The organism is Photobacterium lipolyticum (assembly GCF_003026475.1).
Classification (GTDB): Bacteria; Pseudomonadota; Gammaproteobacteria; order Enterobacterales; family Vibrionaceae; genus Photobacterium; species Photobacterium lipolyticum.
On the sequence record NZ_PYMC01000002.1, the window covers coordinates 192963 to 210072 of the forward strand.

Sequence of the window (17110 nt, forward strand, 5' to 3'; positions counted from 1 at the left end):
AATTTAATAACAAAAAACATGCACGGATAATTAGACAAGTCACTTTATGTAGGCCAATTAACCAATAAAATGTAATTTGTTAATAAGTAATTTTTTTTCAGGAAATATTAGGGAATCTTCATTTTGTGATTGTCGGCCTGTTTCTCAATTCTAAATCCAGGTAATAAGAACCGCATTCATAAAATACACTCTTAATTAAATTAACAGATCGTCGCGGTTACAGGTTATACAAGCGTTTTTCGAGTAGTACATTTCAATACAACCTGTGTTGACTGGATCAAAAAAGCCCAGCAATGTGCCGGGCCTTCAAATCATAAACCATGTATTTACATTGCAGCTTGAAAAGCTTATTTCGCCTGACGACGCTTAACGACATCATCCGCTAGCTGGCGCAGGACTTTTTCCGTATCTGCCCAGCCAATACATGCATCGGTAATACTTTGGCCATAAGTTGGCTCGATACCTTCAACAATATCCTGTCGACCTTCTACCAAGTGGCTTTCGATCATCACACCGAAAATATCACTGTTACCATCAGCAACCTGCTTGCCGACATCTTCAGAAACAACGATCTGACGCTTGAACTGCTTCAGGCTGTTCGCGTGGCTAAAGTCGATCATTACTTTCTTGCGCTGGCCGGCTTTTTCCAATTGTTCAGTGACGGCATTTACATCTTCAGCACTGTAATTGGGTTCTTTGCCACCACGAAGAATAATATGGCAGTCTTCATTACCTGCGGTTGATACGATCGCCGAATGGCCATACTTGGTCACAGATAAAAAGTGATGTGGTGCGCTGGCAGAACCAATTGCATCGGTCGCAATTTTGATGTTGCCATCCGTTCCGTTCTTAAAGCCTACCGGGCAAGACAAACCCGATGAAAGCTCGCGGTGGACCTGAGATTCCGTTGTACGGGCACCAATTGCGCCCCAACTGATCAAATCACCCATATATTGCGGTGTGATCATATCCAGAAATTCACCCGCAGTCGGCATGCCCATATCGGTCAGATCAAGCAACAACTTACGTCCAATACGCAAACCATCATTAAGCTGGAAGCTACCGTCCATGTACGGGTCGTTGATCAGGCCTTTCCAGCCTACTGTCGTACGGGGTTTTTCAAAATACACACGCATCACTATTTCTAAACGATCTTTTAGTTCTTCACGCAGTGCTGTCAGCTTCTTGCCATATTCAATGGCCGCTTCAGTATCGTGAATAGAACAAGGGCCCACAATAACCAGCAAGCGGTCATCTTCATCATTAAGAATGTTGTGAATAGCCTGTCGCGACTGAAAAACAGTCTCAGACGCCTTTTCGGTAGCAGGGTATCTTTCTAATACCGCAACGGGTGGTAATAGTTGTTTAATTTCGCGGATGCGTACGTCATCGGTCTTGTACATACTTCTTTACTTCCTGTGTTACAACATCACTACAGATTCGGTCAAATACGTAAGTGATGTCTTTCATACTCCAAAAAAGATAAAACTAACTTATCGCCTTCAAACCGCATGTGCAAATGCTTATTGAAATATAATTACATATTTATACCCAAGTTACCTCAAGGTGCATCACTCCCGAAGGGCGAGTTTCACTACATAAATAGCGTAAAACTGACATAACCAGCTCGCTTATGAATCACTCTCACTGGGTAATATTGAAATTAATTGGTCATTTTCAAGCTATTTCTTTGAAATTTCCTCATCAAAGCAATAACATGGCTTAAACATTCTCATAAAATACTGAGGTCGTGTTTTTGCCTGAAGACGCTATCATTTCATTTAAACAAGTTGATAAATGGTATGGAGACTTCCATGCCCTAAAAAACATCAACCTTTCCATCGACCGTGGCGAACGCCTTGTTATTTGCGGACCGTCGGGATCGGGTAAATCAACCCTTATTCGCTGTATTAACGGCCTTGAGAAGTTCAATACCGGTCAGCTTGTCGTTTCAGGACAATCCCTTGATAAAAAACACTTAAAAACTATTCGCGGCAACGTCGGGATGGTTTTTCAGCACTTTAATCTGTTTCCGCATATGACGGTACTCGATAACCTGACTCTTGCACCTCGCCGTACGTTGAAAATGTCAAAAGCAGAGGCAGAGACGCTGGCAAGGGAATATCTGGAACGCGTCCATATAGGTCATCAGGCAGATAAATATCCGGCACAGCTCTCTGGCGGGCAACAGCAGCGGGTCGCCATCGCACGCTCCTTATGTATGAAACCTGACATTTTGTTATTCGACGAGCCAACGTCTGCCTTAGATCCTGAAATGATTAGGGAAGTACTGGATGTCATGAAAGAACTGGCTAATGAAGGTATCACCATGGTCTGTGTCACCCATGAAATGGGTTTTGCCCGCCAGGTCGCCGATCGGGTTGTCTTTATGGATGAAGGCGAAATTGTTGAGATTGCACCGCCCTCTGAGTTGTTCGATACCCCGAAGCAGCAACGTACCAAGCAATTCCTTGAACAAATCCTGAGTTATTGATTTCTGGTGTTTGATATCTATGTTAAATAAGCGCCCACTCACGGCTTCACTCGCGGTCGGGTACAAAATCATTAAGCCGGTAGTATCAGGCTTATTGCAAATTACGCTGGTAGTACTGGCGCTGTTCTGGTTATTAAACAGTGGTGCAGAAGCAATGAACTACCGCTGGCAATGGTATCGTATTCCGCAATATTTATGGTTTGTGGAAGACGGTGAATGGTTTCCGGCAGAATTACTGGAGGGACTTTCGATCACGCTGAAAATTTCGGCGGTCAGCTTATTCTTCACCCTTCTGCTCGGTCTGACTACCGCCCTGCTACGGATGTCTGATTCTATTGTCGGCCGTGGCCTTGCCCGTAGCTATATCGAGCTCATCCGCAATACGCCGCTGCTGGTACAGATTTACCTGCTCTATTTTGTGTTTGGCCCGGTATTAGGGCTTGAGCGCTTCACCACCGCGGTGCTCGCTCTTTCCCTGTTCCAGGGAGCCTATACCGCAGAAATTTTTCGGGCAGGGTTGAACAGTATTGCCAGAGGGCAGTTCGAGGCATCTCACAGCCTTGGCTTGTCTCACATCGACAGCTACCGATTTGTTATCTTGCCACAAATGATCCGGCGCATTTTGCCGCCATTGACCAATGAAACAGTCTCACTGGTCAAAAACTCTTCTATCGTCAGCATTATGGCTATCTTTGATTTAACAACCGAGGGTCGCAATATCGTTGCAGATACCGCCATGCCATTTGAAGTATGGTTTACGGTGGCTGGCATTTACCTGTCTGTCACGCTGGTCTTATCCGGCTTTGCGGCCTGGTTAGAGCATAAAATGAATGTACCAACATAATACCAATGGTATTAATTAATCATTTTGCGGGAAGCCGAAGCGCAGAAACCCGCCAGTAAGGAGAAAGGAAGCATGAAACGACTACTCACCGCTTTTCTTGCAATATTTACATTAATGACAGGCTCTTCTGTTTTTGCCGCAGATAAAAGCACGCTGATAGACATTAAAGAGCGAGGCACGTTACGTGTCGGGCTATCGACTTTTGTACCATGGGCAATGAGAGACAAACAGGGCGAGCTGATTGGTTTTGAAGTGGATGTCGCCCGTCGCCTGGCTGAAGATTCCGGCCTGAAAGTAGAATTCATTCCAACCGCATGGGACGGCATCATTCCTGCGCTGCTGGCGAGTAAATTCGATGTGATCATCGGCGGCATGTCGATCACGCCACAACGAAACATGAGTGTATTATTTACCTCTCCGTATGCTCATTCAGGTGTTCAGCTTGCTGCCAACAAAGAGAAAGCCGGCGACAAAACCACCATTGCCGACTACAACAAGCGCAGCGTAACTCTGGCTGTTCGTCGCGGCGCATTTACGGTGCAAACGGCTAAGAAATATTTCCCGAAAGCAAAATTGCGTCAATTTGACGATGATGCACAAGCCTTCCAGGAAGTATTGAATGGTAACGCGCATGCCGTATTGGCATCTTCACCAAAACCAGAGCAAATGACGATTCAGTACAATGAAAAGCTACACATCCCGCTAACGGAGCGCTTAAGCCGAGGCTCTGAAGCTTTTGCTCTTCGTCACGGTGAGCACGATCTACTGAACTTCTTTAATAACTGGATTCTGCTGCGCACAGAAGATGGCTGGTTGAATGAACGCCATAATTACTGGTTTACCACCTTAGACTGGCAAAGCCAGGTCTCAGAGGGACAATAATCTTGTCACACAGCGACATATTAACGATGCCGGAAAAAACAGCAAAAAAGCCGGGGAAAACTTTCCCGGCCTTTTTCAAACTCAACAAACTCGACTGGCTGCTACTTGCCATTCTCGGTGTGTTTATCGGCTGGCTTTATTACCGGTCGTCGGTAGGTATTCACTATCAGTGGAACTGGACGAGAGCATTCAGCTTAATTTTCACATCCGGTAAAGCCGGCGAACTGCCCTATTTCTTCCAGGGATTTTTGACGACCATTCGGCTGAGTCTATGGGGAATAGTCTTTGCCGGCCTATTAGGTTTACTACTTGGGTTAGCACGCCGATCTCCATTAATGATACTTCGGCTGCCCGCCCAAGCCTATATTCAGCTGGTACGTAATATTCCACCGCTGGTATTCGTTTTCATTTTCTATTTTTTTGTTTCCAGCCAGTTAGTACCGGCAATCGGTTTAGATAATCTGCTGCGCTACCACAGCGATGAGATTAACGCCATCCAGTACTTTCTGTTTGGCCCTTCTAAACTGTGGGAAAACCTGTTCTCTGGCGTACTTTGTGTCGGCCTGATCTCGGCAGCCTATATAGCCGAAATCGTCCGTTCGGGAATTGATGCGATTAGCAAAGGCCAATGGGAAGCCGCCGATTCGCTGGGCCTTTCTCGCTGGGATCGCTTCCGCGATGTGATTTTCCCACAAGCATTAGCGGGTATTGTGCCTCCGCTGGCCGGTCAATTTATATCACTGGTTAAAGACTCGTCGATCATCTCGCTGATTTCGATCCAGGAGCTGACGTTTGTTGGCAGTGAAATGGCGAATTCGTCCGGCTTAATTTTCGAAATCTGGTTGCTTGTCGGCGCAGGATATCTGGCATTGTGCCTGGGGCTGTCGCTGCTTTTTGGCCGACTGGAGAAACACAGCCAGAAGCATAAACAGAGATAGTACGATTGGTCTTGTTATTGGCTCAGTCTTATTTCCACAAAGTGGAAACGCTGGATTCAAGCAATAAGTGCAACTCGCTTACTGACATGTTCATTTTCATGTGCAAATAGCGATCAACTTTGATGAAATAGGGTCACGCCGTAAGGCATATGCCTCAAACATTCCCAGTATTGCTCCCTTTTTCTGGTACTTGAGTACCAGAGCCCTGTCACCATACGCCATACCCCCGTCGATGTAGCACCTGTTCCCTCTGACGACTGGCTGTAGTTGTTCCACTATATTGTGCCCATGCAGAACAGCATCAATTCCCTGTACCTTTGTCGTGATTCCACTTTGGAATGTCGACCGATCTGACAGCATGAAATCAAGATCGGTCTCGCTGAGAGTGCCATTATCAATCGTAGTGACAAGTGCATCCCAGTCATAATGGGCTGGTACCCCCGCATGTACAAGACCAATCCTGTCCCCGCCAATCTCTAGTGTTATAGCCACAGGCCGTGCAGCAGCATAACGTAACATAGCCGCTACATGGTATGGATCATGGTCTTCACGCCATAAACCACCATTATATGCCCAAAGAAGCATATTTTGAGCATCTCCAGATAGCGCTTTGATCGCCATCATTTCGTGATTACCGACCAGGCTGACTATCGCTGGGTTGTACTGTGCAGCACCGAGAACCGATAATGACTGATTTCCACGGTCGATTAAGTCACCAAGAATAAAGAGTCTGTCCTGAATTCTGCCATCTACAGGAAACCTGAATTCGATTTCGTTCAGAACATCCATCAGCAGGTCGAATTGACCGTGTATATCGGATATAAAATATATATCGAATCCCGATCCCTGATTCAGCTGTATCAATTGATGCATATATGCCTCCACCAGGATAGTTCTTCAAGACTAGTACTCTTTCACATCAATTATGAATAGTTGAAGATCCTAAGTACGTGCCTCACTGTCATTTTTTATCTGATGAAGCGTCTATAATTTCGGCCCTGCGAAAGCAATCGATACTGTGATCGTTAACCATGCCGGTTGCTTGCATATGGGCATAAATTGTCGTGGAACCCAGGAATTTAAAACCTCTTTTTTTCATATCTTTAGCAAGTATATCTGACTCAGGGGAAGTGGCCGGATAATCCACTAGGCATTTCAGATGATTGGTCTTTGGCGTACCTGATACAAAGCCCCAGATATAATCGGCAAAACAGCCAAATTCAGTTTGGACTTCAAGAAATCGTTGGGCATTATTGATGGCAGCTTCAATTTTACGTCGGTTACGAACAATACCCGAGTTATTCATCAGTCGCTCAACGTCTTCTTCATCAAAAGAGGCAACAACGACGGGATCAAAATAGGCAAAGGCTTGGCGATAGTTTTCCCGCTTTTTTAAGATGGTGTACCAACTAAGGCCTGCTTGGGCAGATTCCAGCACGAGAAATTCAAAAATTTTATTATCGTCATGTATTGGTACGCCCCACTCAAGATCATGGTAGGCAACATAATCGGGTTTGCTCGTATCGAGCCATGGGCAACGTGTTGGCACTTCTGGCATCGGCAGTTCCTTGGTTTTGATATGGTATTTAAATTGAACCCTATTCCCTCAAGTATCGCCTTTGACTAAAAACCAATGGATTCTCGCTGAAACGAGCATTTTGAGGTTACTTGGGTACAAAGTAATGCAGATAAACAGGGAGGTCAACTGGAGCAATGGCGTCACCGAATCTGGATAAATTCAGAATGACAAAGAGGTATTCGACTGGTTTGTTTATTGGTGGGGGTCGCGTTGAGCAAACTTATCTTATCCACTTAAAGCCATATTGACGATAAGTGTAGAGTTGTCAGTAAAGGGGGGATGCCTAAAACTGCACCTGTGAGACAAACTCCCTTTGCCCTTACTCGATCCATCGCGAGTTGATCGGTTCGAGTTTCTTCCCGCCGCTCTGTTCAGCTAAGCGGTATGGTTAGTTCAGTGAACGATTCGCACGGATTGCCAATTCCTTGCGGTCAAAATCAAGCTGAACAGTGAATAGCATTAGAAAATTTCGTAATTTTTTCATTTTTGTTTCTCCAAAAGCCTAAAACAGTAAGAGTGTAATTAATTTCCGTAATTAAATTACAAGGCAACTATACCTGAGTTTTATTTTGTGATCCAGATCTTATTTACTAAGCATTTATGACAAATAAATACGCTGATAATTTCCTTAACAAACCAGCCCCACGGGGAAAATTAAAATCCCTATGCCAAATTCAGTGATCCATACTGTATATACCTCAAGCATTTCAGGATAGAGTATCCAGCAAGAATTTAGTGGCTTTAGGCGAGTATGAGTATGAGCAAATAGTGATTCTATTTGAAATGTGGTTAACGCAGCATAATTGCCACTGAAACTCGCCCTTCGGGAACGAGGGGGACTCGGTAACATAGCAACTTGATATGAATAGGCCCCGAAAAACACAAGGAGAAAGTCAGCGTGGATAGCATTACTCCCCTGTTAAACCTGCGTATTATCGAGCCCGGCGATTATGACGAGCTGGCCACCTTAATGGACTTGGTGTTTGATGACGTCGGCGGCGCATGGCCGAGAATGACTATTATGGATTTAATCCACCAATTTCCTGATGGTCAGATCTGTATTGAAGATAGCGGTAAAATAGTCGGTGCCGCCCTCACCATCAAGGTCGATTACAACCGCTTTTCACTCAGCCATACCTATACCGATATCATCACCGAGCAAAATGTGATCCAGCACCAAGCCAGCGGTGATGCGCTATACGGCCTGGATGTGTTTGTGCATCCGGATTACCGAGGACTTCGCCTTGGACGGCGACTGTACAAAGCACGCAAGGAACTTTGCCGGAGTACCAACCTGAAAGCTATCTTAGCCGGCGGCCGCATACCCGGCTACCATAAAGTCGCCGATGAACTCTCCGTCCCCGAGTACATCGAGAAGGTCAAGCGCAAGGAACTGTATGACCCCATCCTGTCTTTCCAGCTATCCAATGACTTTGACGTTAAACGCCTGATGAAACGCTACCTGCCAGAAGACGACAAGTCCTGCGGCTATGCCACCTTGCTGGAGTGGAACAACATTTTCTACGAAGCGGATATCCCGTCAATTCTCGATACCGAGAAAAAGCTGGTTCGCCTGGGGATTGTCCAGTGGCAAATGCGGGCGATGGTCTCTGTGGACGATCTGATCGATCAGGCCGAGTTTTTTGTATCATCACTCTCTAACTATCAAGCCGACTTTGCCCTTTTCCCGGAATTTTTCAATGCCCCGCTAATGGGGTTGCGGACCGAGCAAAGTTCGGTGGAAGCCATCCGTTTTTTGAGCGAGTTTACCGAAGATATCAAGCAGCGCTTTTCTCAGATGGCAGTCACATACAACATCAATATCATCTCGGGCAGCATGCCTGTACTGGAAAACGATCGCTTGTATAATGTTTCTTACTTGCTGCATCGCGACGGATGCATTGACGAACAGTATAAAATTCATATCACTCCCCATGAACAGCGGGACTGGGTTATTGACGGCGGTGATAAGGTCAAGGTATTCGAGACCGATGCCGGGCGCGTCGGCATCCTAATCTGCTACGACGCAGAATTTCCGGAGCTAGGACGTATGCTGGCAGAACAAGGAGTGCAGATCGTGTTCGTACCCTTCTGGACTGATACCAAAAATGGCTACCTGCGGGTAAGGCTATGCGCCCAGGCACGTGCCATTGAAAATGAATGCTACGTCGCCATCGGCGGCAGCATCGGTAACCTGCCGCGAGTCAATAATGTCGATATCCAGTACGCACAGTCTGCGGTGTTTTCTCCGTCAGACATTTATTTCCCGCACGATGCAACAATCACCGAGGCCAGCCCTAACACCGAAATGATCGTATTTGCCGATGTCGAACTTGATAAGCTCAAATACCTCAATACCGAAGGTTCCGTAACCAACCTGCGCCACCGCAGACTCGATCTCTACGGCGGCTTCACCCGCCCCAAACAAAAATAACGCTATTTCGCGTTAAAAATATCCGCACACACCCCGGCCAGAGCTTGGCGAGATCCATCTGTTCTTCGATGGTATCGGCTAACCGATCAATGCTCTGCTCGCGAATATACCCAAGATCTGAATCACGCATCTTGAGGTAACTTGGGTATAAATTAATACTGTTGCATGATTGGCCATTGAATTTGCGGCCAATCCATTCCGTTTTCATCATGACAAACCGTTACACGGTAACGCGCAGCGAAAGGTAACTTAAGCCGTTGTATGTAAGTCGCATTCTTGGGCATTTCTAATAAAATACGTAGCAACTGGCGCATCACACCGGCATGGGTCACTAGTAGCACCTGCTTACCTTTATGTTGTTCAAGCAGTGCGTGCCAGGCTTGTTCGATTCGCCTATCAAATTCCGCCAGCGTTTCACCGCCATGAGGCGTTTTGTCCCCCCATGGATCTTGCCAGTATTGTTCAATCACCTTGCCTTGCTCTTGCCACAATTGATCCTCGGTCTTGCCATCCCAATCACCGAAATTCATCTCTTTCCAGCCATCAGTACGCTCAAGCGAGACGGAGAACCTGTCAGCGACTTGTTCAGCAAAGTCGCTGCACCGCTGCAGCGATGATGTCACCACAACATCCAGTTGTTTCAAATCAGCGATTGCAGCAGACATTTGCGTTAAACCGGTCGGAGTGATTGCAAAATCAGTGTGGCCACGCAAGCAGCCGTCTCCTTCAGGCAAACCATGTCGCAAGATGTCAATTCGAGTCTGTTTCGCTGCCATTGTTCATTCTTCCTAAATTAAAGCGATCTGGCCCTTTAACTGTCGCGGTTGTTTTAACGGGTGATCCTGAATACTCAGCCAATTAAACAATACTTCACCATATTATATGCAGGCAATACCCGCCTCAGAAAAAAAAGCCAGACGAGTTCAACACTCGCCTGGCTTTATCACGATTGAAATGAATGAGTTAACAACTAGGCATAAACCTTATCAAAGAAGCTAACCAGCTTCTCGGTGACAAATTCCGGCTGTTCCAAATTACTGATATGACCAGCATCAGGCACAATCACCAATTCACTACCTGCAATCGCATCTTGCATCAACTGCGCTTCTAATGGCGGACGAGGTGTGTCTTGTGCACCAACCATGATCAACGTCGGCAGCGCAAAATTTTCGATATCATCGAAGGTATCACGACGGCCAAAGACCATTCGGCCAATCTGGGTAACATCGACGGCATGCTGGCCGGATATTGACGCCAGGTGAGAACGAAATGCCGCGACTAACTCAGGGGTTTCCTGCTCCGCATTGCGTGCAAAGAACATCGGGGTGATCGCATCAACCATCGGAGCCGGAACTTGCTGCGCGGCGGCAATCACATCCAGCATGCCAAAATACTTCTTGTGCATGACCTCTGGCTCAAAACCGACAAAGGTATCCATCAGCACTAAAGACTTAACACGATTTGGAGCCAAAACAGTCAGCTCTGCTCCCCACATACCACCAACCGACAGCCCCACTAATGAAAAAGTCTCGATTTCAAGGTGATCCATCAGGCTCAGTATATCTTGCGCGTAATCTCGAAGGTTACGCGTCTTCACCGGAGCCGCATCCGACTGACCATGACTCCACAAATCCGGAACAATACAACGGTACTGTTTGCTGAGCACCTCAACCTGAGGTGCCCACATATCGCTATCCCATAAGTAACTGTGGCCAAATACCAATACCGGCCCTTCACCCTTGTCCAAATAATGCATGGTTTTAGAGTCAATGGTGAACGTTTTCATTAATTATTCCCTTTTATCGTTTTCATTTAGCAATATTTCTTCATCACGGTTTGGATCCCTTTTTGATAGAGTACCCAAGCAGTAATACCAGCAGCAAAATTACCCAGCATGGCGCCAACAAACATGCCTTCGAGCCCCGCAAGGTAAGCGCCCAACCATAGAATTGGCAGAAAGCAGACAAATAAACGCAGACCTGAGATCAGTAATGCTCGCATTGGCAGAGACAAGGCATTGCAAATTGATACCATCAACATGCACACACCTAACGGACCGAGACTAATTGGTAGCCACGTCAGATGAATTGACAGTACACTGCCGACGCTGACTTCACTGGTCAGTAATTGCGACAGAAAAGGTGATGCAAAAAACAGCATCGTCGCAACCAGTAGCTGCCAGATCAAAACAAACTTAACGGCAATACCGACCAGCGCTTTGATTTTATTGATATCACCAGCCCCCAGCAACCTGCCGACCATTGGCGGCATCGACATGGTAAGTGCCAGGATCACCACAATCGAGAAAAACTCTAATCGCGAGCCCAACGCCCAGGCCGCAACGGTTGCAGCCCCGAACCCAGCCACTAACTTCGTCGCAAGCATCGATGACAAAGGCGGTAATAACTGACTGAGCATAGCCGGTGCCATGATATGCCCCAACTCTTTAACAGATGACAAGACATCAAGCCCTTGCCACTGAAAGCTCATCCAGTGCCGTTTAATGACCAGAGGATATACCACCAGCATACCCGTCGCGAAAGAAAAAATGGTTGCCCATGCCGCCCCCGTTAACCCCAAATCAAAGGTAAAGATAAACAGTGGATCCAAGGCAATATTCAGCAAACTGGTCACAACCATCATGATGCCAGGCACCATGGTATTACCATTCGCTCGGCATAAGCTGTAAGCAAAATAGACCATAGCACCAGTCCATGCACTCCCCAACCACACCGGCCAATAAGCATCAATCACGGGATAAACATTTCCCGGAGCGCCCAATAAGCTCAGGATCGGTCCGCGCAGCAGCCAGATCACGCAACAAATGAAAAATACACCAACGCCACCTGTGAGTACCACCAATCCGCCCAGTTGTTTCGCACGTTGCGTTTCATTTGCCCCGAGAACACGGGAGATCAACGATGTCGTCGCAATACCCAAGCCAACCTGCAGGCCAATAACCACCATTTGCATCGGCAGGGTAAAACCTTGTGCCGCAAGCGGCAAGATACCAAGCTGACCGATAAAGGCGCTATCAACAAGCTGAAAACTCATTAATGACAATACCCCAAATAACATCGGCCACGTCATTTTAAACAGATCCCGGGCTAAATCAGGATAAGAAGAGTGAGAAACTGTCGCAGAATGTACAGGCATGATGTTTATGACAGACAGTAGATAAATAGGTTAGCTAGTTTACGAGCTTTACTGACGGAGCTAAAGGGAAAAATACTGAACACTGAGAGACCAGGTCACAGGAACGAATTCACCGCAATGACAATACGATGATCAGCCTGACCCTCAGTGATAGAAAGTCACCAAGTCAGATGCTAAGGGTATTAGCACCAGTGACTAAAGCCACTCTTTACGACTCTTCCGAGGCAATTACGGAGAAAATGGACAAATAATCGGCAAATATACAAAATTAGTGCCCACAGGCTATGATTATTACTCTATAATCTGCCACCGTATTTTTAGTCAGGCTTATATTACATTCGGTGGTTTAACGACACGTGAATATTGAATGTATGGGAAACTTAGCCGTCTGCTTTAGGAACAAAGAATGTCATTTTCATCACAAAACTTTTCTCCGGAAATTGTGCGCGCCCTTACTGAATGTGGTTACGAAAAGCTAACCCCCATTCAGAAACAGGCTATCCCACACGCTCGTCGTGGACATGATATCCTTGCTAATGCACAAACAGGTACAGGTAAAACTGCCGCATTTGCTTTGCCTATTATCCAGCAGATTTGCAACAACCCTAAGCCACGTAGCCGTTTCAATGTTCGTGCTCTTATCCTCGCTCCGACTCGTGAGCTAGCTGCGCAGATCGCAAAAAACATTGAAGACTACACCAAATATGTTTCTATCAATGTTGCTGCTATTTACGGCGGCACCAAAATGTCATCTCAAGAGAAAAAGCTGGAGCAAGGCTTAGATATCCTGGTGGCTACCCCAGGCCGTTTACTTGAGCACCTGGAACTGAAAAATGTTTCTCTGGCGAACCTGGAATTTCTGGTTTTCGATGAAGCCGACCGTATGTTAGACATGGGCTTTATTACAGACATTCGCGCTATCATGAGCGATATTCGCTCCCAGCCTCAGACGATGTTGTTCTCAGCAACCTTCTCTAGCCAGATGAACAAGCTATCAACCGAAATTCTGCGTAAACCTAAGCGTATCTCTGTTGACCGCGAGAATGCCACCGCTGATACCGTTTCTCATGTTGTTTACCCTGTTGATGAAGATCGCAAGCGCGAGCTGTTATCTGAACTTATCGGTAAGAAAAACTGGCAACAAGTGCTGGTTTTCGTGAACTACAAAGAAACAGCAAACATGCTGGTTGAAGAACTCAAACTCGATGGTATTAAAACCGTACTGTGTCATGGTGACAAAGCACAGAGTGCCCGTCGTCGTGCCCTGGACGAGTTTAAAGAAGGTAAAGCGCGCGTGATGGTCGCAACAGAAGTTGCTGCTCGTGGTCTTGATATTCAAGGCCTGCCACATGTGGTGAACTATGATATGCCATTCCTAGCGGAAGACTATGTGCACCGTATTGGCCGCACCGGTCGTGCTGGTCAAAAAGGTCACGCTGTCTCTTTTGTTAGCCGTGAAGAAGAATTAACCCTGGTACAGGTAGAAACACTGATTGGTCAGCGCATTCACCGCGTACAGCTTACCGGCTATGAGCCTGCCAGCCGTGATGCGCTGCTACAGAAGATGCAGACCAAATCTGCATTCAAAGATCGCAAAGGTCGTACTAACAACCCAACAGATCAATCAGCGGCAGAGCGTCGGGTCAGATTACGCCAGGCGATTAAAAACAAAGCTAAAATCACAACTATGAAGAAATAATTCAAGTGAAATAGCCCAATACTATGTATAACCCATACATAGTAAAATATAACGCTGATTAGCTACTGCTTATCGGCGTTTTTTTGATCAATCGATAGCCAGACCTATCAGGATAAAATCAGTTTTGGGTATCGCTCAGATAGCGCTTTAATGCCGCCCCCGGAATAGAACTTTTCGTTGCAACGGCAAATGACGCCCACATTGCGCCCTCCGCCATCGCATCCGTAATCGATAATGCCTTTAGCAAACCGTTAATTAAGCCAGAAGCAAAGGCATCACCAGCCCCGGTCGTATCTATAACTTCTGCTGGTACCGCGGGAACCTTAAACTGCTCATGCTCGGTATAAGCTGTAGCCCCCTTCTCACCATCAGTGATAATGAAATAGCGCAAATGGCTTCCTGCGATTTGTTGACCATATTGCCACACTGACAGCTCACGTCCCGCACGCTTGGTACGGCCTGCCATATCAGACTCAGATGAGATCAACACGTGACAAGGCCGAGAGCGCTCATCTTTGGCTAACTGGGCGACAACCAGGGTTTTATCCAGTGCCGCTTCAGCCCAGATCTCACCACCTAAAGCCGATGAGTTAATATACAGCGCATCCCAATGGGTAAAATCAGGCGCGTTAACCAATTTGAAAACAGGCCGTTCAGGGCGAATAATGGTTCTTTCACCATCAGGCGTCATCATCAAGATTAATTCAGGCGTCACGACATCATTTCGTTGCAACAGGTGACAATCTAAACCTTGCAAGCTGGCTTCTGCCAATAGCCAGTCTGCGGTTTCATCCCGACCAACCTGGCTGACTAAAGCCACACGGTGGCCCGCCCATATCAAGCCTAAACCTGTATTGGCCCCCCCACCACCTAATCGTCGACCAGCATCTTTATAATGGTGACGCCCTCCCATGATCAACGGTTTATCAAGCTGTAAAACGCGGTCACAATTTAAGTTAGCTAACAGAAGAATATTCGCCATAATTACTCGTTTTCCTGCGTTCTCGTCATTAAAAGGAGCAGGTGCATCCCTAATACCCATCAGTACAATTTTCTGATGAGTCTTAGATTAGATCATGAAAGAGGTAAAAACGCGAGGTCGCGCTACCAATTCCGGAAAAAATTGGTAGCGCGGTCTTTATATGAGGCAAGAGTTAATTAACGTTCAACAATAATCCGCGTATGGATTCTCTTGCGGCAATAGAATTGCCTGTTCAAACTCAGAAAGACGTAACTCATTTTGTGTCATCGATACCGACGTTTCATCCATTACACTTTCACCAAAATGATAGCGAATGGTTTCATTACCCAGGCAAGCTTCTTGATCGCAGATCTCGGTACGCGTCTTGATCTCGACATTCCTATCATAATAAGCCGCCAGCGCCTCTGCGCCATGTTTAGCCAGTAACATCTCAAGACTCTGCGCCGGCGATAACACCAGACCGGTTGCATTATTACCGCCAAAACCTTTAGCATTAAGGATCACCGCTTTATAGTCTTCCCCTTTCTGACCCGCAAAAGCATGATCCGTCAGAATATTCAGGTTCGACTGGTGCACATCATCAGCAATATGATCGATGGTTTGAATACCCGGGATCCAGCCATATTGCCATACGCCCAACGAAGCAATTAACTGATCGCCCGCAGCAACACTCATCGAGTGACCGACATACGATTTAATCGCAGTAACCGGCCAGTTATCAATGGCAAAGGTTTTTGCTACTTCATTCAGAATATGGCTCTCGGTAACACGGTTCTGCGGCGTGCCGGTGCCATGCGCCTGAACATAGGTCTGCTTGACGCCTGCTTCACCGAGGATCGCTTTCGCCAGGGCTGTCGCTTTAGCAACCGTTACGTAATTACCAACACCCGGCGCTGAGATGGATTTTTTGTTGGCATCAGCATTGATAAATACATCAGCGACCGAGCCATATATATTAAGCCCCAGCGTTAAGGCCAGCTCATCATCCATCAGCACCACAAACTGGGCAGATTCTGCCATCGTGAAACCGGCATTAGAGGAAAATGGGCGACATGCACGGCGGTTATCAACCGTATCGCTATTATCTAACGCTTTTAATTGCTCATCTTCAGCCAACGCACCCATCACACGGAAACCTTCCATGATTTCGGCAACAACCGGCGCTTCTGCATTACCCACAATCGCTACTTTAGATTTGCCATACTGAATGTCATACATCCCCTGACGTAAGTTATACAGGAAGGTTGCACAAGCCCCCATATTTGTACCCGTGGTACCAACGCTGTTAATCACATAACCATTAATAAAATCTGCAGGCATTTCTGCAAATGATAAAGCCATCATCTTCGTACTGACACGGCCGCCGGTTAATGGCGCAGCCAGCATACCCGCCAATGATTGATCGTCGATTTGCCCCAGCCCGCTACCGGCATACACAGACACTTCATCAGGCTTGATATGCTGAAGAACCTCCGACCAATCCACGCCCAGTGAATTCAGGGCATCTGATGCGCCGTAAACGGTCAGCTTCAGACCTCGGGGGTGGAAACGAGAGTTATACCGTGTACCCGGATCGAAACCGGCAGGGATATTACCGCCGCTGCTTACAGGAAAAGCCACACGATCTTCCAGCAGCGCATCCAGGTTGCCGTTTACTGTCACGGTCACTTTGCTGCCCTGCTCTTCCACGCTCCAGTTGTCTGGGATCACTGTCGGCAGTTTGGACTTTCGTAATGTGAACGAAATCTGATCGTTTTCTGAGCTTAATGTGGTTTTGTATTGATATAGCAAGTTCTCAGGATCAAATGAGTCAATTCGACGCACCAACGTACCCGCTTTAATCGCTGCGATAATATCTTCACTGACAGCGCCTTCATTGACGTCCGCACCGTTATCCAGCCCCATGCGGCGAGCCAGATCCTGCCAGGTCATATTCATCTCATCTGCGGTTAATACATCGGCGACCATACGCTTATAACTGTGAAAGCCTGAACTACGGCCAGCAGCGTTAATGCCACCAAAACCAACGATAAGAGGTAACTTAGTCATTCTGAACCTATATCAAACATTGTTTTAAACAGAAGGATATCAACTTATACTGG

15 protein-coding genes are annotated in these 17110 nt (G+C 46.7%); 6 read left to right on the top strand and 9 right to left on the bottom strand.

Translation table 11 applies throughout. The annotated features are described in order from the left end of the window. Positions 1–347 precede the first annotated feature (347 nt). Entirely contained in the window at positions 348–1403 is a 1056-nt protein-coding gene (aroG, locus tag C9I89_RS03700; RefSeq protein ID WP_107282012.1) for a 3-deoxy-7-phosphoheptulonate synthase AroG, read from the bottom strand. A gap of 353 nt (positions 1404–1756) precedes the next feature. Here aroG and C9I89_RS03705 point away from each other — a divergent pair, with 353 nt between their 5' ends. From C9I89_RS03705 to C9I89_RS03720, 4 genes are all read left to right on the top strand, one after another. Next, the gene (locus C9I89_RS03705; protein WP_107282308.1) at positions 1757–2494 is read left to right on the top strand and encodes an amino acid ABC transporter ATP-binding protein; all 738 of its coding nucleotides are present in this window, start codon (positions 1757–1759) and stop codon (positions 2492–2494) included. 19 nt (positions 2495–2513) lie between these two features. Then, positions 2514–3338 carry an amino acid ABC transporter permease gene (locus tag C9I89_RS03710; RefSeq protein ID WP_107282013.1) on the top strand — a complete coding sequence of 275 codons (825 nt, stop codon included), beginning with the start codon at positions 2514–2516 and terminating at the stop codon, positions 3336–3338. A 72-nt stretch (positions 3339–3410) separates the two neighbouring features. Next, complete coding sequence (locus tag C9I89_RS03715) at positions 3411–4220, top strand: transporter substrate-binding domain-containing protein (protein ID WP_107282014.1); 810 nt, start codon at positions 3411–3413, stop codon at positions 4218–4220. 26 nt (positions 4221–4246) lie between these two features. Continuing rightward, on the top strand, positions 4247–5158 hold the full coding sequence (locus C9I89_RS03720; RefSeq protein ID WP_170107622.1) for an amino acid ABC transporter permease: 912 nt from the start codon (positions 4247–4249) through the stop codon (positions 5156–5158). A gap of 96 nt (positions 5159–5254) precedes the next feature. Here the strand turns inward: C9I89_RS03720 and C9I89_RS03725 are convergent, their stop codons facing one another. Beyond that, a complete protein-coding gene (locus tag C9I89_RS03725) occupies positions 5255–6031 on the bottom strand; it encodes a metallophosphoesterase (RefSeq protein WP_107282016.1) in 777 nt (258 codons plus the stop codon). Positions 6032–6119: 88 nt separating this feature from the next. Next, entirely contained in the window at positions 6120–6716 is a 597-nt protein-coding gene (locus C9I89_RS03730) for a DNA-3-methyladenine glycosylase I (RefSeq protein WP_107282017.1), read from the bottom strand. Between the two features lie 919 nt (positions 6717–7635). On the opposite strand from C9I89_RS03730, the gene C9I89_RS03735 reads away from it, so the two are divergent. Then, complete coding sequence (locus C9I89_RS03735) at positions 7636–9171, top strand: bifunctional GNAT family N-acetyltransferase/carbon-nitrogen hydrolase family protein (RefSeq protein WP_107282018.1); 1536 nt, start codon at positions 7636–7638, stop codon at positions 9169–9171. Here C9I89_RS03735 and C9I89_RS22395 read toward each other — a convergent pair. The 4 genes from C9I89_RS22395 to C9I89_RS03750 all read right to left on the bottom strand — a co-directional run bounded on the left by C9I89_RS22395 (position 9149) and on the right by C9I89_RS03750 (position 12327). Next, positions 9149–9301, bottom strand: a complete 153-nt coding sequence (locus C9I89_RS22395; RefSeq protein ID WP_170107608.1) for a hypothetical protein — start codon at positions 9299–9301, stop codon at positions 9149–9151. The two genes, C9I89_RS03735 and C9I89_RS22395, sit on opposite strands and share 23 nt — an antisense overlap. 22 nt (positions 9302–9323) lie before the next feature. Next, positions 9324–9947, bottom strand: coding sequence for a histidine phosphatase family protein (locus C9I89_RS03740; RefSeq protein ID WP_107282019.1), 624 nt, complete (start codon positions 9945–9947; stop codon positions 9324–9326). A 194-nt stretch (positions 9948–10141) separates the two neighbouring features. Next, complete coding sequence (locus C9I89_RS03745; protein ID WP_107282020.1) at positions 10142–10957, bottom strand: alpha/beta fold hydrolase; 816 nt, start codon at positions 10955–10957, stop codon at positions 10142–10144. A 26-nt stretch (positions 10958–10983) separates the two neighbouring features. After that, on the bottom strand, positions 10984–12327 hold the full coding sequence (locus C9I89_RS03750) for an MATE family efflux transporter (RefSeq protein ID WP_107282021.1): 1344 nt from the start codon (positions 12325–12327) through the stop codon (positions 10984–10986). Positions 12328–12733: 406 nt separating this feature from the next. Here C9I89_RS03750 and C9I89_RS03755 point away from each other — a divergent pair, with 406 nt between their 5' ends. After that, the gene (locus C9I89_RS03755; protein WP_107282022.1) at positions 12734–14026 is read left to right on the top strand and encodes a DEAD/DEAH box helicase; all 1293 of its coding nucleotides are present in this window, start codon (positions 12734–12736) and stop codon (positions 14024–14026) included. A gap of 118 nt (positions 14027–14144) precedes the next feature. Here C9I89_RS03755 and C9I89_RS03760 read toward each other — a convergent pair whose 3' ends face one another. After that, positions 14145–15008 (bottom strand): PfkB family carbohydrate kinase, encoded by an 864-nt coding sequence (locus C9I89_RS03760; protein ID WP_107282023.1) that lies wholly within the window; start codon positions 15006–15008, stop codon positions 14145–14147. A gap of 183 nt (positions 15009–15191) precedes the next feature. Next, positions 15192–17057 (bottom strand): beta-ketoacyl synthase, encoded by a 1866-nt coding sequence (locus C9I89_RS03765; protein ID WP_107282024.1) that lies wholly within the window; start codon positions 17055–17057, stop codon positions 15192–15194. Between the last annotated feature and the right edge of the window lie 53 nt (positions 17058–17110).

Excerpts from the sequence above, each read along its gene's own strand:
- aroG (WP_107282012.1), bottom strand. The coding sequence starts at position 1,403 with ATGTACAAGACCGATGACGTACGCATCCGCGAAATTAAACAACTATTA.
- C9I89_RS03710 (WP_107282013.1), top strand. The coding sequence starts at position 2,514 with ATGTTAAATAAGCGCCCACTCACGGCTTCACTCGCGGTCGGGTACAAA.
- C9I89_RS03715 (WP_107282014.1), top strand. The coding sequence starts at position 3,411 with ATGAAACGACTACTCACCGCTTTTCTTGCAATATTTACATTAATGACA.
- C9I89_RS03720 (WP_170107622.1), top strand. The coding sequence starts at position 4,247 with ATGCCGGAAAAAACAGCAAAAAAGCCGGGGAAAACTTTCCCGGCCTTT.
- C9I89_RS03725 (WP_107282016.1), bottom strand. The coding sequence starts at position 6,031 with ATGCATCAATTGATACAGCTGAATCAGGGATCGGGATTCGATATATAT.
- C9I89_RS03730 (WP_107282017.1), bottom strand. The coding sequence starts at position 6,716 with ATGCCAGAAGTGCCAACACGTTGCCCATGGCTCGATACGAGCAAACCC.
- C9I89_RS22395 (WP_170107608.1), bottom strand. The coding sequence starts at position 9,301 with ATGCGTGATTCAGATCTTGGGTATATTCGCGAGCAGAGCATTGATCGG.
- C9I89_RS03740 (WP_107282019.1), bottom strand. The coding sequence starts at position 9,947 with ATGGCAGCGAAACAGACTCGAATTGACATCTTGCGACATGGTTTGCCT.
- C9I89_RS03745 (WP_107282020.1), bottom strand. The coding sequence starts at position 10,957 with ATGAAAACGTTCACCATTGACTCTAAAACCATGCATTATTTGGACAAG.
- C9I89_RS03750 (WP_107282021.1), bottom strand. The coding sequence starts at position 12,327 with ATGCCTGTACATTCTGCGACAGTTTCTCACTCTTCTTATCCTGATTTA.
- C9I89_RS03755 (WP_107282022.1), top strand. The coding sequence starts at position 12,734 with ATGTCATTTTCATCACAAAACTTTTCTCCGGAAATTGTGCGCGCCCTT.
- C9I89_RS03760 (WP_107282023.1), bottom strand. The coding sequence starts at position 15,008 with ATGGCGAATATTCTTCTGTTAGCTAACTTAAATTGTGACCGCGTTTTA.
- C9I89_RS03765 (WP_107282024.1), bottom strand. The coding sequence starts at position 17,057 with ATGACTAAGTTACCTCTTATCGTTGGTTTTGGTGGCATTAACGCTGCT.